The 14,189-nt window shown below is 38.7% G+C and carries 12 protein-coding genes and 1 pseudogene; 5 read left to right on the top strand and 8 right to left on the bottom strand.

Annotation, left to right across the window (positions count from 1 at the left end):
* Nucleotides 1-347 precede the first annotated feature (347 nt).
* From ACN1CD_RS16545 to ACN1CD_RS16535, 3 genes are all read right to left on the bottom strand, one after another.
* Nucleotides 348-1,028: an aspartate/glutamate racemase family protein gene (locus tag ACN1CD_RS16545; protein WP_419131498.1), complete on the bottom strand. Its 681-nt coding sequence runs from the start codon at nt 1,026-1,028 to the stop codon at nt 348-350.
* Between the two features lie 368 nt (nt 1,029-1,396).
* Nucleotides 1,397-2,023, bottom strand: a complete 627-nt coding sequence (locus ACN1CD_RS16540; protein ID WP_419131497.1) for a DUF2306 domain-containing protein — start codon at nt 2,021-2,023, stop codon at nt 1,397-1,399.
* Nucleotides 2,024-2,143: 120 nt separating this feature from the next.
* Entirely contained in the window at nt 2,144-3,286 is a 1,143-nt protein-coding gene (locus ACN1CD_RS16535; RefSeq protein WP_419131496.1) for a helix-turn-helix domain-containing protein, read from the bottom strand.
* Between the two features lie 359 nt (nt 3,287-3,645).
* On the opposite strand from ACN1CD_RS16535, the gene ACN1CD_RS16530 reads away from it, so the two are divergent.
* Nucleotides 3,646-3,813 carry a quinol oxidase subunit 4 gene (locus ACN1CD_RS16530; protein WP_419131495.1) on the top strand — a complete coding sequence of 56 codons (168 nt, stop codon included), beginning with the start codon at nt 3,646-3,648 and terminating at the stop codon, nt 3,811-3,813.
* A gap of 224 nt (nt 3,814-4,037) precedes the next feature.
* Here the strand turns inward: ACN1CD_RS16530 and ACN1CD_RS16525 are convergent, their stop codons facing one another.
* Nucleotides 4,038-4,172: an ATP-binding protein gene (locus ACN1CD_RS16525; protein ID WP_419131494.1), complete on the bottom strand. Its 135-nt coding sequence runs from the start codon at nt 4,170-4,172 to the stop codon at nt 4,038-4,040.
* A 369-nt stretch (nt 4,173-4,541) separates the two neighbouring features.
* Nucleotides 4,542-5,966: an MFS transporter gene (locus tag ACN1CD_RS16520; RefSeq protein WP_419131493.1), complete on the bottom strand. Its 1,425-nt coding sequence runs from the start codon at nt 5,964-5,966 to the stop codon at nt 4,542-4,544.
* A gap of 98 nt (nt 5,967-6,064) precedes the next feature.
* On the opposite strand from ACN1CD_RS16520, the gene ACN1CD_RS16515 reads away from it, so the two are divergent.
* Complete coding sequence (locus tag ACN1CD_RS16515; RefSeq protein ID WP_419131492.1) at nt 6,065-6,445, top strand: winged helix-turn-helix transcriptional regulator; 381 nt, start codon at nt 6,065-6,067, stop codon at nt 6,443-6,445.
* A 481-nt stretch (nt 6,446-6,926) separates the two neighbouring features.
* On the opposite strand, the gene ACN1CD_RS16510 is transcribed toward ACN1CD_RS16515, so the two are convergent.
* The 3 genes and pseudogenes from ACN1CD_RS16510 to ACN1CD_RS16500 all read right to left on the bottom strand — a co-directional run.
* The gene (locus ACN1CD_RS16510; RefSeq protein ID WP_419131491.1) at nt 6,927-7,466 is read right to left on the bottom strand and encodes a hypothetical protein; all 540 of its coding nucleotides are present in this window, start codon (nt 7,464-7,466) and stop codon (nt 6,927-6,929) included.
* 411 nt (nt 7,467-7,877) lie between these two features.
* Nucleotides 7,878-8,420 carry a hypothetical protein gene (locus ACN1CD_RS16505; protein ID WP_419131552.1) on the bottom strand — a complete coding sequence of 181 codons (543 nt, stop codon included), beginning with the start codon at nt 8,418-8,420 and terminating at the stop codon, nt 7,878-7,880.
* A gap of 206 nt (nt 8,421-8,626) precedes the next feature.
* Nucleotides 8,627-8,734: pseudogene (locus ACN1CD_RS16500) on the bottom strand (NADH-quinone oxidoreductase subunit B); the annotation flags it as partial.
* 853 nt (nt 8,735-9,587) lie between these two features.
* Between ACN1CD_RS16500 and ACN1CD_RS16495 the strand changes: the two are divergent.
* Genes ACN1CD_RS16495 through ACN1CD_RS16485 form a run of 3 tightly spaced genes read left to right on the top strand, consistent with a single transcriptional unit; the run spans nt 9,588 to nt 14,188 of the window.
* A complete protein-coding gene (locus ACN1CD_RS16495) occupies nt 9,588-12,497 on the top strand; it encodes a hypothetical protein (protein ID WP_419131490.1) in 2,910 nt (969 codons plus the stop codon).
* Nucleotides 12,498-12,519: 22 nt separating this feature from the next.
* The gene (locus ACN1CD_RS16490) at nt 12,520-13,209 is read left to right on the top strand and encodes a hypothetical protein (RefSeq protein WP_419131489.1); all 690 of its coding nucleotides are present in this window, start codon (nt 12,520-12,522) and stop codon (nt 13,207-13,209) included.
* 34 nt (nt 13,210-13,243) lie between these two features.
* Nucleotides 13,244-14,188 (top strand): gliding motility-associated C-terminal domain-containing protein, encoded by a 945-nt coding sequence (locus tag ACN1CD_RS16485; protein WP_419131488.1) that lies wholly within the window; start codon nt 13,244-13,246, stop codon nt 14,186-14,188.
* Nucleotide 14,189: the final 1 nt, after the last annotated feature.

Raw genomic sequence — 14,189 nt, 5'->3', positions numbered from 1 at the left:
CGAAGTATTCCCCCAACAAAGGCCACCTAAACTTCGCAAGTTGATCTTCGTTCATTAAATTTAGACAGTTTCTTAGTTTCTCACCAAACTACCTAAGTTTTATTTCGTTAATCTGTTCATACTGTTGAATTTACAGGCATGGGTTTTTCTACACAATATATATTAAAAAAACAGATCTGATTTTGATCTGCCTGCATATCGAGTTAAGTACTCATTTGTAACAGCAGGTTCCGTAAAACGAAAACGGTTAAAAAAGAAGGGGCATATTCTGCTATGATAATCAAAGAAATCGATTGCTCATTGTTTATAACAGTAAGAATCGATTACTAATATTTTAATGGGTTCTTCTAGGAAATGATGTATTCAACAATTGCTTTTGAATGTATTTTTGTCGTATCAAAAATAGGTATGGCAAAATCATCCTGACTAATCAACATTGGTATTTCTGTACAACCTAAAATTATACATTGTGCTCCACGCTCAACCAATTCTTTTATGATAGAAATATAGTTGATTTTTGTTTCAGGATTGATAAAACCGATTCCCAATTCTTCTTTTACCGTGTATTGAAGATAATCTCTGGTTTCTTGCTTTTCTGGTATTAAAACATCTAAGCCATATTCCTGAAGTTTATTTTTGTAGAAATCCATTTCCATTGTGAATTTTGTTCCTAATAACCCGACTTTTTCATAACCTGCCTTATTTACTGCTTTTGCGGTCTCTTCAACAATATGAATAATTGGCAATCCGACTAGTTCTTGAAGTCTGTCAGCAAAGAGATGTGCAGTATTGGCACACAAAATAATATTATCCACACCACTTCTTTGCAGGCTCATGCAAGCTTCCAGTAATAATTCAAAAGAGTTGTCCCAGCCTTTTGCCTGGATCTCACCAAAATTTAAAGAATAAATAATGCATTCTGCGCAATTTAATCCACCTAATTTCGAATTTATTCCTTCGTTAATGAACTTATAATAATCCATTGTGGAAACCCAACTTATCCCGCCAACTAATCCGATTTTCTTCATATTTTGTTTTTAATAAATGTTCCTTCAATAACCAAAAAACTCTCGCTACGCTAAGCAAAGGGGGTTTTGCACTCCCAACCATATTAAGATCGAACCAATTTATGGAAGATTTGGCTAAAATCGCCCTTATAGCATTATGCAACATAGAAACATGACATCAAAATTAATAATGCAATAGAAAGAAAGGCTTAGGTATTTTAAACGATACAGCTAGGGTAAAGATGCGGAGTTTTCTGCTCCATTTATACGGAATAATGGATTGATTTTGATGGTTTCAATTCCAGCCCTACCGATTATTTGTTAGCAAAATAGTCCTGATTTTTGACTTCACCTTCAGAAATTTTGCACTTTTTTTAGATATAGTTTGTTCAGGAATCCCTTCTACTTAATTTTCCAGTTAATTTTTCTGTAATCACATAGGCAAAAAGCAGATTTGGAATCCACGACAACCACGCCACAACAATATAAGCCGTGATATAGTGACCAATAATTAAAATTAAAACAGGCAGCCAGATTCTTAGTGTAACAGCAGCAAAACAAGCTGCATAACTATAAACCATCAATACTTGATGTTTTACGATATTTTGATTCCTAATGGCTAAGTAAGCCATTAAGGTAGTACAAAACCAGATAATACTCAAACAGCTAAATCCAAGCGATGCCCGGAAACCTCCATCTGCAAACAGCGCAATATAAAAACCAGAAAAGGAACTGAATAAAGCCGATACAACATAAATTTTCCCAATGTGCCTGTGTATTTTAACATTTCTTGACCTAAGTTTCGAGCTAAACTGAAGCCATCCCACAAGTAATGCAACCCCTCCAAAAACAATATGTATATAAAATGCAATATACCAGACAACATTGGTTAAAAGCCATTCGGGTTTGCCATTCAATATTCCAACCTTTCCATTTATTAAGAAATACTTAAGTGGATATAGCCCAATAGTAATAGAGAAAAAGCTAAATAAAACCCAAAAGATCTTTTTTTTCATGTTAGCGCACCAGGTTAAAAGTAATGAGGTAATTGCAGATACAACATGCCCCGAACATTATTTCAACAAAAATGCATACTAAAGGGCTAAAAATGGTTCCACTTTGTAAGGTGGCACCTATTATAGTCTAATTGTGGCTTGGAGGTGTATTTTATGCTGTTTTAAATAAGCTGTCGGCGACATTCCTATCTTCTTTTTGAAATTTCTATTAAAGGAAGTTTTAGAATTGAAGCCAACTTCGTATGCGAGGGCGAGTAATGTGAACTTTTGATTTTCTGGTCGCATCAAAATGAGCTTAAATTCTTCAATTCTAAGTTCATTGATATAATCATAGAAGTTCTTATTTTCTAGTGTATTGATCACCTGAGATAAAACATTTGGATGAATGTTCAATTGTTCTGCAAGTTCATTCAAGCCAAGTTCAGGATCTTTAAACAACTTTTCTCGCTGCATTAACTGCTTAACTTGCAAATGTATTTCTGACAAGAACCTATCCCCTATTGTCGATTTTTGATATTTTACCCTAGTAGTGATTAAAGGTTTATCTTCAATGGTTCCTAATAGTCCCATCTCTAAATTGTTAGCAGGCAAAGGAATGACGTTGTTGCTAAACATCCCAACTTGTTTGATACCAGAATAGCCAATAAACAAGATATACAAATCTACTAATGTAAAAGTAGAGATATCATTGCCTAACAGAATAGATAACCAGATTATACACATACCGATCATCAGATTTCTTAACCAATTCAAATTGATATTTTCCAGATAAGAAACTAAGTTTGAAATATTTTTGCGATGTTCTTCGATCAGATAAAGCGACATGATAATATAGGCAATACCAGAAGGTAAAATTGCAAAATGGATGATTTTTAATAATCCTAGATAACCAACGCCATTATTTTCATAAATAAATATCTTTTCGGTTGCTGATAATAAAAAGAACTTTGACAAAGCAATATATACCAAAACTGCAGGAAGAAGATGAAGAAAACAGTATAATTTACTGATCCTCTTTCCAGTTAACAAAGTTGTATACAAAAAGAAAAATGGCCCATGAAGCAGTGGCATGGCAATTTCGAGGCCCAATAAGTATGGAAATTCCAGAAATTTAGCTGACGCAAGTAAATAATAGCAAAACAAGTGAAGACAAATCAAGAAGAGCCAAAAAGCCAATACCAGGTCTGCATTGGATTTACCTCGCTTTGTAAAAAGTAGTGTGGAAAGAAATAAAGAAATAACAACTCCTATAACATGTAGCATGGCCTATACTAAAGTAAGTGCTAAATATAAAAGAAAACGGTTAGATTTTGAATTAACATGCGATCTTATCCACTCCTTGTAATAGCTGGTTTACGCATCGGTAATGGTTCGACCTTCATACGTTCGGATCTCCCCACCGGAGATCGAACCAAAATTGCCGAATTCCGCTAAATTTCCTGTTCATGCACAGATAGCATTGTAGCTTCGGATTGATCTGTGTCAGTATTTTTTCTCTTTTGGATAAAGTAAAGCTATGGAAGCTGAAGCAAGATCGCCATTACATGATATTTCGAAGCAATAAATTAAGGGTAGTTCAAAAAAATGCGGCACGAAATTGGCTATCACTATTAAAAAAGACTATGAAAACTATAAACATCTTATTGGCTACGCTACTCATCGTATCCTTTAGCGCCTGTTATTCAGTACGTACCGCAGGAAATAGCGGCAAAGTGCCTCCAGGCCAGGCGAAAAAAGCCAACGGTTCAAAGTCTGCCAAGCCCTATGCCCCCGGACAGAGAAAAAACTAAAACTTAGAAGCTGTCTAAAAATTATAATTTATCAACTTACGAAATTTCAAAAGGCTGTGCGCTGAAGAATTTCGTCAGTTTTGATGATAATACCCACAAACTTTCGAAGTATTCCCCCCACCAAAGGCCACCTAAACTTCGCAAGTTGATCTTCATTCATGAAATTCAGACAGTTTCTTAGCGATCATAAAAATTATTTAAGAAGGCATGATCTAAACGATAAATCAGGTCTGCAGATCAAGTTTCAAGAATATCTTAAACGTAATTCCTTTGCCAGGTTCACTTTCCACAGTAATTTTACCCCCGGAATTATTGACGATCTCATTGACCAGGTACAACCTAACACCAGAACCCTCCACCGAATCGATAAGACGGTGGTATTAGGTAAAGATAGAATCCAGATTTGCTTCAGCGATTCCCGTCCCATTATCAGCTACACTAACAACCATATATCCCCCATCCTGCTCAGTTTTAATAAAAACTTCCGGCCTTCGCTCAGGCGAACCACTGTTTTCAATCCTATATGATTTTCTAGCATCCCAATCATAATTGAAGCAGTAAGAAAGGTTGGAAATGATTTTCTCAAAGACTACAAGCAAAAAGCCATTCCGCAAAATATCAAAGAACTTATAATTACCTTAGACGATATTGACACGTTTTATTTATTATCCCTGAAAGCAGATTTAGTAAGTACCTTATTGTTTCCTTTTCTATATTAGCCGGCACTATTACAATTGATTTTTTGGAAACCATTGCAAAATCCCAAGAACTATCGTTAGAAAAATGATGTTCATAAAGCTTGCCGCCCTGTAAGCTTCCAGAAATGCACCTGAAGAAATCCTTCCTTGCAACATATAAAAGAAAAGCCCTCCTACGAGCGCTACCCCAAGTGCTATTGCAGTCTGCTGCACTGTAGAATAAATTCCTGATGCACTGCCAGCATGCTTACTGCCAATATTTTTTAGCGACATTGTTAACAGAGAAGGTAGTACACTACCACATCCAAAACCATAAAGCGCTAGCAACATGAAGTGCTGCAACCCTATTTTTCCGCTACCAAAAGCAAACATATGCCCGATTAATGAAAAAATCATGATTATTAGGCCTAGGCTAATGATTCTGTCTTTGTTAAATTTAATCAGCCTGGCTGATAAGAACGAACCTATAACATAACCTAAACCCTGGAATACAAATAGAACACCTACGTTTACAAATGACACGCCTAATCCGTTCTGCAAAAAAAAACCTGTAATTAAAAAGTAAGAGTCTTGTGCAATAAAGTAAAATAGCGAAAGTACAACACCAAATTTAAAAGTGATATTCTTAAAAAGATCAAAATTCATTAAGGGATCAAATCCTTTATCCTTTACCTTGCGTTGCTGAACCTTTAAGAGCTTCCATATCGGAAAGGACAAACCTAACATCATTATACTCCACAGCGGCCATCCCATTTCCCGGCCTCTGATCAGCGGATATATCAGGAAGAGTAAAAAGATGGTCAGCAAGAACAAACCTACATAATCAAACCGTCCTGATTTTAGCTTATCCACTTTAGGAATATATAGTATTGTAAGAAACGTTACCAGGATTGTTATGGGAACGTTGATCAGAAAGATCAGCCTCCAGCCTACTACATCACCAAACAAGCTAACATTAGGAGACCATGCTGGCAGCAACCCTCCAAGTAATTGTCCCAAAACAGAGGCTATTCCAGCGATGCTCCCATATATTCCCAGCGCCCAAGACCGTTCTTTTTCTTCAGGAAATAGCTGTTGCAGCAAGGCCAGTCCCTGGGGAACCATCAAGGCGCCACAGGCTCCCTGCAGGGCTCTTACTATATTCAGTTGAAAAGGTGTTTCTACCAATCCACATAACAGGGAAGTGATACCAAAGCCAACTAAACCTACTAGTAATATTTTTTTTCTTCCCAGCCGATCCCCTAACTTACTTGCAAAGATCATCAATGCAGCATAGGCCATCAGGTAGGCCGCGACCACCAGCTGCAAATCTCCATCTGTTGCTCTGAGCCCCTTCTGTATACTTGGCAGCGCCACGTTGACAATAAAAATATCGAGTACCGATAGGAATACAGTCGCTGAAAGGAGGAGTAAAACTGTTATCTTTTTAAAATCTCCAATTGTAAAAAATGTCATATATATTATCTTAAAAAGCTTTTTTTTTAGCTTATTTTGAAGTCAAAGATTGCTTTATAACAGTTTGTTGTCAAGTAGGAATAAATATGATACTTAGTATGAAAAAACAAACTATTGGTGAACACCAGTTACTTACAAATTTGGAAATTGATGAGCAAGAGAAAAATAACTGTCCTGTGACCAATACACTTCGTATCCTTAGCGGGAAATATAAACTACCGATTGTAGAACTGGTCAAAAATAACGAGGTCGGGCGTTTTGGAGAACTCCGCCGAAAGCTCGATAATGTGGCTCAGGCAACACTTACGATGCAGCTCAGGGAACTTGAACGCGACGGTATTATTTGCCGCACTGCATTTGCTGAGTCACCGCCCAGGGTAGAATACTCACTAACCCAATTAGGCCTTAGTATACTACCTGTTATTGAGGTTTTAAAAGTATGGAATAACCAATATTGCCTGGCTTGGCCTAAACTATAATTGATCTGCTCCTAGCCATTATTGGCGTAAATTGGAATGAAACCAACACAAGGTTCGACATTTTTACGCCTGGGTCTCCCCGCCGGAGATTGAACCAAAACGACCGATTCTAATTCTAGCTAGAATATTAACAGACTGGTACTTTTATATTAGATAACCAGTCTGTTTTTCTGCTTAGTCAGGGAGCGAAGAAAATTCTTGAACCCATTCGAAACCCTTTCCATTTTGTCTGACATGGCCAAGTCCCGGCCAGGGAAGATGGTAGGAAAACACCAGTCTTTAAGCCGGATCCGTAAAAAATTTCAAGCCAGTTTTGATTTTTTAACCTAGGTGCATTAATACCATTTATTGTTGAAATATATGTTATGAATTCGAGTTTATGCCGGAGCTTATATGCAAGATGGGTTACCCTGGTATATTGACTCTGATGGCTGTCGCAACATTATTAATCTACATTTGTTTTAAAAAAAAGTGGTTGTAATCAATTAAGGTTGATACCGAACAATACTCCTATCCATGGCTTACCCTGATATATCCAGCTTTTGCGGTTTTTATCTACAAGAAAATCAGCACCGATAGCAATACCCAAATTGAATTTTTTGGCATCATAGATACCTGCAATACCACCGTTGATCACAAATCCATCATATTCATAGTCAATATATTGATTGGTGACAAATGGATTCATGGTAACCGAGCCTATTCCTATAAACCCGCCGTATCCGTAGCCTACTCCGGTCATTTTTGTTTTTAGCGAACGCCCTTTCCGGGTCTTTTGAATAGTATAACTATCCCGGCGTCTCCCAAGATACAGGGCTGCATCAAAATTAGCATTCAATTGTTCAGGAAAACCATTTACACCGGGTCTGATTTTAAAGGGAACGGTCAAAACATCAATATCGAATGTATATCTGTACATTTTTAGGATTTCAATTTTCTCTAAATTAATTTCAACCTGTTTTAGATTTCCTAATGCTGGCTTTAGGATAAAGTTGCTATCAGATTGTTCTAAATCAACCATTATTTTTCTTTTAATCAGGGCTTTTGCAGAAGTATCTAATTGTGAATATTGTACTTTCGAGATGTGATATGTATCATTAGGGATCTGGTCAATAACATGTAAGCTCTTACAGGAACAAATGGATAACAATAGGCCTAACAAATAATAATTTGCACATAACTTCACTTGACGAGATAATTTACCCATATGCAAACGAAGATAATCATTCGTTGAATTTATATGCAATTTTTTAAGTTTTCACGGAATTAAAAGCTAAAGACTTGAGGTTTATACATCGCTCCCGAAATACATGAGAAGGCAAATTATTAGCTAAAATTCGAGCCAGGTAGATTCTACTTAACTTAGTTCTTGAATATCTAAAATAGAATACTAACAGACTGGTAATATTAAATAACCAGTCTATTTTTCTGCTTAGTCAGGGAGCGAAGAAAGTTCTTGACCCCATTCGAAACCCTTTCTATTTTGTCTGATATGGCCAAGTCCCGGCCAGGGAAGATGGTAGGAAAACACCATAGATCTTGAATCAGCAAGTTCTTTTAGCACTCTGACCCTTGATTTTACTGCGAGTTCAAAATCAGTGTCCCCTTCAAATCCCCATTCTGGATGTGCAATGACCAGTATTGCGGAATGAACGAGATCTGCAATGTGAAAGAGTTTCTCTTGACCGGAAAATACTTGAGAAACAAAGTGACCAGGCGTGTGGCCAGGTGCTAGCTGTACCTTAATACAATCCAGGATCTCATCACCATCTTCCAGTAGATGCAGGCGTGGCTTTAGCGCTGCAATATTTTTCTTTGCTACCTCTACAACCAACTTTTTTAATCCCTCATCCTTAATTTTACTTTTAGAAAAGTTTGGTTCGGCCGACATCCAGAAATCATGTTCGAGTCTGGAAAGATAAATGGATGCATTTTGAAATATGATCTGTCCACTTTTGTCGGTGAGCCCACCAATATGATCTGGATGTGCGTGGCTTATTACAATATCGGTAATTTCATTCGACCCAGATTTTCAATCAGCCAGCCTGAATCTTTTCCAAAATTGGATCCGCAGCCTGAGTCGATCATGATCCTTTTGGACCCTGATTTTATGATCATGATATTAATCCCTAAATCAACTTTCGAAGGTGACGCAAAATTATCATATAGTACCTTACTAACAATTGGCTCATCAATACCTTGCAGTACAGAATAAGTATCAAAAATACCACCGCTACTGGCACAAGCCCCAACAGCCATTACCCAACGAGGCTCTGCCATTTGGATATAATTGAGACAAGGCTGTAATACCGAAAATAAGAAAAATACGACTGCAAAGCGTAGTAGTTTTACGGGAATCAGGAAGTGTTACAAAATTTCGACCGCAGTGGAGAATATCGCAGAGCTCAGCGAAGCTAAATCTTTTCCGCTGATCAATCAAACGAAAAGTTCCTGGCAGGGTGTAGCATTTTACATGACTATGGACCAATCTTCCGTGTATTCTGTGTTTCCGTGGCAAAATAATTTTACGATTTTAATTCCTGTTTTTGAAAATTAAGATGGATCCTTTTCAAGAAATTCTCATTACATTATACTACAATTGAGGCGATTATCCTCACCACTCGCTTTCAGAAAATTAAGACCGATGAAGTATACAATGCCTCTTACCCAAAAATCATTGATTTTGCTACCATAAATTTATCTTGACAATGATTTAAAAATCTTTTTTTACAAAAAAACCGACCAACCTTTTCTGTTGTAAACTCAAAATAATTAAATAACTTAAAACGCTGACTAAAAGACACTTACGGTTAAAAAAAATTAATAAACGGACAAATTAAAATCATTTGTCTTTAATTCACGTATCAGTAGAAATACAGTCGATTTTGTTTTGCGTAAAATTGATTTTAAACTGCCTCCAGATGCTTTAAAATTAATATTGATGGTATATTTTACTGCAAAATTTTTCTTTACATTAGCGTGTAAGATCCCCAAAAACCATACATTTTTCGTTTACGTAAATAGATTGATACTGCTTAAAAGTTATTGACCTGATTGTGTAATCTTTATTAAGATGTGCCCCACACTTTAATAAATTTCAGAACCATGTTAGGAGCATAATGGGCTTTCTAATGGTTTTTGTATGATAAAAGGGTTACTACTATTTATATTTAACTGGTTAATTGGATTAATATTGCTTGGTGCAGTAAATATTACTGCTGTGCAATGTAAAACCAAAACAGTTTTCAGCTTAAATAGTTTATCTGCTTTTTCCCATTCAGAAACCATAAATATTAGAAAACTTTTATTTCCACCCAGTTATTCTCTACATTATATTGCCCCCGCACCCTGGCAATACTGGAGTAAGGCCAACGAAATTGTAATTGCATCAGAGAGCGGAACTGTTACCGGCACCATATCTAAAAGCGATGGTACAGTATTATTCAATTTTACCTGCACACAGGGTACTCCTTATGTGCAGCGCTTTACTGGATTACCTAAAGATGTGCCTGCACACCAGCTAAATACCGTACTTAATGCAGCGGGTTTAATTGTAAAAGCTACCGGATCTATTTCGGTGAATTTAAGAAACGTAGCCTCTGATAATTTAGGGACTGATGGTTCTGATGCAAATATTAAAGGGAATGCTTCGCTCTTTAGTTTTGGTGATGCGGCGATTGGAACATCTTTTCGGGTAGGGTATTATCGGGATGGGAATCTTACAACTAATGTACAGCCGCCAGTCTATAGCATCATGGCCACTCAAAATAACACTATTATTAAAATAGGGGGAGTGGCTACAGCAACATTAAATGCCGGACAGAGTTATTTGTTTACTGCAGCAATGGGAACACTGGTAGAATCGTCAGGATCGGCTGTAATGAATACCGCAGCAAATCTGGATGCTCCCGGGGGCTGTGGAGATGGTGCTTATAATCCAATTCCTCCAATAGCTTCGTTGGGGCAGGAGTATATGGTAGTTAGAGGCGAAGGTAATTCAATCGCCGAGCAAACTACAGTGATTGCAACAGAGGGTAACACCGTGGTTACCGTTACTAGCTTTGACCTGAACGGTGCCCAGAAAACCACAACTACCTTTACATTGGCTCAAGCCGGTGATTTTAAAACTTTCGAACATGGTTTTGTTTCCGGAGACTATAGCGCGGCAAATCCGCCAGGCATTAATACAGGAAGGTATTCATCCTCAAGAATTGAAGCCACCAAAAACGTAGGCGTATTTTCAGGAACGGCTGGTATTTCAAGCGGCGGTGGTTGCGAAGTTGATGTGGCCACACTGGTTCCGATATCCAGCTGTTCGGGATCTAAAACGGTAGAAACCAATAAGTTCACCGCTTATAACAATAGTGATTTATCTTATTTTGGCTATATCATTACAAGAAGCACTGCTAAAATCTATCTAACAACGCAATTTGGTACAACCAATTATACCAATAGTGATATTGAAGCGATAGCAAGTGTTGGCACCCGGAAACCTCTCGGAACTTCTGGCTTGTATTTAATAAGTTTTACGAAAGCAGATATTGGCTCGCCAAAGGTAATCACCATAACCAGCGCCGATCGGCTTACGGTTTCGATGGTACAACAAGGTGATGGATTCTCCATGTCGAACTTTATTTCGCGTTTCCCTGAAAAAGCAGAACAGCCTACTTACAGTCAAACCGATTGTACTACTGCAACATTAACCGCTAAAGCAAATGCAGGTCCGTACCAGTGGTACCTAAATGGTGTGCTGATAAACGGGGCGACTAATAATACCTACGTGGCCACATCATCTGGAAATTACAGTGTAACTACGCAATTAGAATGTGGGATCAGCGCACCATCTCTACCCGTGAACATCTCGCTTTGTAATATCGACCGCTCCATCACTAAAACGGTTAATGTAGCCTATCCAGAACTAAACAGCAATGTAATATTTACCCTTAAAGCCGAAAATTTAGGTGATGGCAATGCCGTAGGGGTATCAGTTACAGATCTGCTGCCTAACGGGTTTACCTACGTATCGAGCGTGGCACCGCAGGGTACAATTTATGATCCGGCCTCAGGGATATGGACCATCGGCGACCTAGCCAATAATGCCAGTATGAGTTTAACGATTACGGCAAAGGTGGTCAAAACAGGCCAGAATATAAATACCGCTACCATTACGGGTTCTCAACCTGATCAGGTAACCAATAATGACCAGAGTTCGGTTACGACCAATACGGGGTCTGGCGATAGAGTGGTTTGTGTAGGTATAGTGATGGATAATATTATTTTCGATATTCCATCAGGTACTAACAATGTTATTGTTACTGGATTACCAACTGGTATAACCTACTCTTATAGCAATGGAACTAAGAAATTAACCGTTAGCGGCACACCAACCAACGCAGGGCCATCAAAAACTTACACCGTAACGGGTACTGCCGGAAATGCATTAACCATAACCGGAAATATTACGGTAAACGGAAAGGTGAGCACGCCCGTTTTTAATAGCGGGTTAACCGATAAACGCTGCATTGGTGCCGGCACAGACACTTATGTGGCAACGGCGAGCAATACCACAGAAATGGTATACTCCCTATTGCCGTTAGCCGCTGGTGTTATTGATGCCGCCAGCGGCAAGGTAAGCTGGAATAACACATTTACAGGTACCGCAACCATAACCGCTACTGCCAGAGGTTGCGAAGAGAAAAAAACAGATTTTATCGTATCGGTAAGTGCCCTGCCAGATTTAACGCTCGGTGCTGAACCCGAAATTTGCCAGGGCTTTACAGCATCATCATTAAGTTATACCAACCCGGTAAATAATCCTATAACTTATAGCATTACCTGGAATACAGCAGGTTTTGACCCCATTACCAACCAGCCTTTACCAGCGGGGAACATCCCATTTAATATCCCTGTTAATGCCACGGTGGGTGTCCATTCGGGTGTATTAACCCTTAAGAACGCAACAGGTTGCAGTACTCAGCTAAATTTTAACATTAAAATAAATCCAAAACCATCAGCACCACATGTGCTGGTACAGACTTCATCACAATATTAATCAAACAAAAAAATCAGTCCCCATGAACAATTCAACTACAAAAACAATCTTCGCAGTTATCGTCGTAATCATCTGCGCATTCTCAAAAGTATCTGCCCAGGTACTCCCAACCACTCCTGATGTGAGTCTATTCTGTAAAGGATCAGACCTGACCCTGCCGCCCGCCCCTTCCGGAGGAGAGTGGATTGTAAAGTACAGTGCAACTCAAACCACTACGCCAAGTACAGGCATTACGCTGGTTTCGGGAAAAATCCCAGCAGCGAATTTAAATACCGGCTACTATTATTTAAGTTCTAAATCAACCATAGCAGGTGCCTGTGAATCTGAATTGCAAGAAATACCGGTGTACGTGCTTGAGCCTTTGGTGGTTGATTTTACACCAGCTGATTTCTGTCTGGAAAGTCCGCTTGCTCAAAAAGGCAAAGTATCAAGTCCGGATGCTAATACTCAGGCCTTTGCCTATCAATGGTATACTCTTGATGGAGCAAATGCAGAAACGGCAATATCTGGTGCAACGGCAAAAGATTATACCCCATCAGCGCCAGCTACAGTTGGGACAAAGAAACACAGGTTAAAAGTAGGTTATGTAATTGGCGGCAAAAACTATTGCCCGCAAACTGCCGATCATGACATTACAGTTACGGCTAAACCAACAAAACCAACCATTACGCCAGGAACCCTTACAGGTACTGCCACAGCAGTTACTTTCTAGGTAGAAGGTTACATTTTCTGAAATATAAGGTAAAATGAAGCGAAGGGAATTCTCCTTTCTGTTATTGGCTATGATGTTGTTTTTTATACAAACAGCAATGAGCCAGACTGCTCCCGAAGGGCGGCAAACGATTGCGATCGCACCAGGATCGTCAGTGGTTTTGCGTGCAAATTCGGCAGGGGCAGCTTCGTATATCTGGTATAAGGATGATGTATTGGTTAATGGGCAAAATACCCAGACACTGATTACCGCAACTGCAGGGATTTATAGAGTAGCCACATGGAATACGCTCGGTTGTATCTCTGATATTTCTAATGAAATAGAAGTGATTGTGCCACGTCGACCTGTTGCTGATGTAGCCATAACAAAGCGATCTGAATCAAAGATTGTAGTCATTGACCAGGTTTTTGATTATTATCTAAATGTTAGAAATAATGGTACTAATGATGCCACCCATCTGGTGATTGAAGATGCACTTCCAAAAAACCTATCATTTGAACAACTGGGGCAACCCACAGATGGCTTGGCCACCTTCGATCAGCTTAAACAGTCCATCACCTGGAACATCCCTTTGCTGGCCAATGGTAAGTTTGCTGAACTGGTAATTAAAGTAAGGTCTAAACAGCCAGGTATGGTGAGCAATACGGCAGTGGTTACGGCAACAGAATTTGATCCGAACCTCGCCAATAATAAATCAACCGATCAAAAAGAAATTTCAGGTTTAAGAATACCAAATGTTTTTACGCCTAATGGGGACGGGAAGAATGACACTTTTTATATCCAACACCTGGAATCCTTTGAATCAAATGAAGTGACCATTATTAACCGATGGGGAAGTACAGTTTACCAATCCAATCACTACCAGAACGATTGGACTGCCCCGGGACTGGCAGACGGAACCTATTTCTACATAGTTAAAGTAAAGAACGGAACTTCAGGCTGGCAAGATTACAAAGGTTATGTAACCGTAATACGGTAAA

The sequence above is a fragment of the Pedobacter sp. N23S346 genome (assembly GCF_048515415.1).
Classification (GTDB): Bacteria; Bacteroidota; Bacteroidia; order Sphingobacteriales; family Sphingobacteriaceae; genus Pedobacter.
The sequence above is the reverse complement of the archived record's forward strand: the minus strand, read 5'-3'. Positions and strand labels throughout refer to the sequence as shown.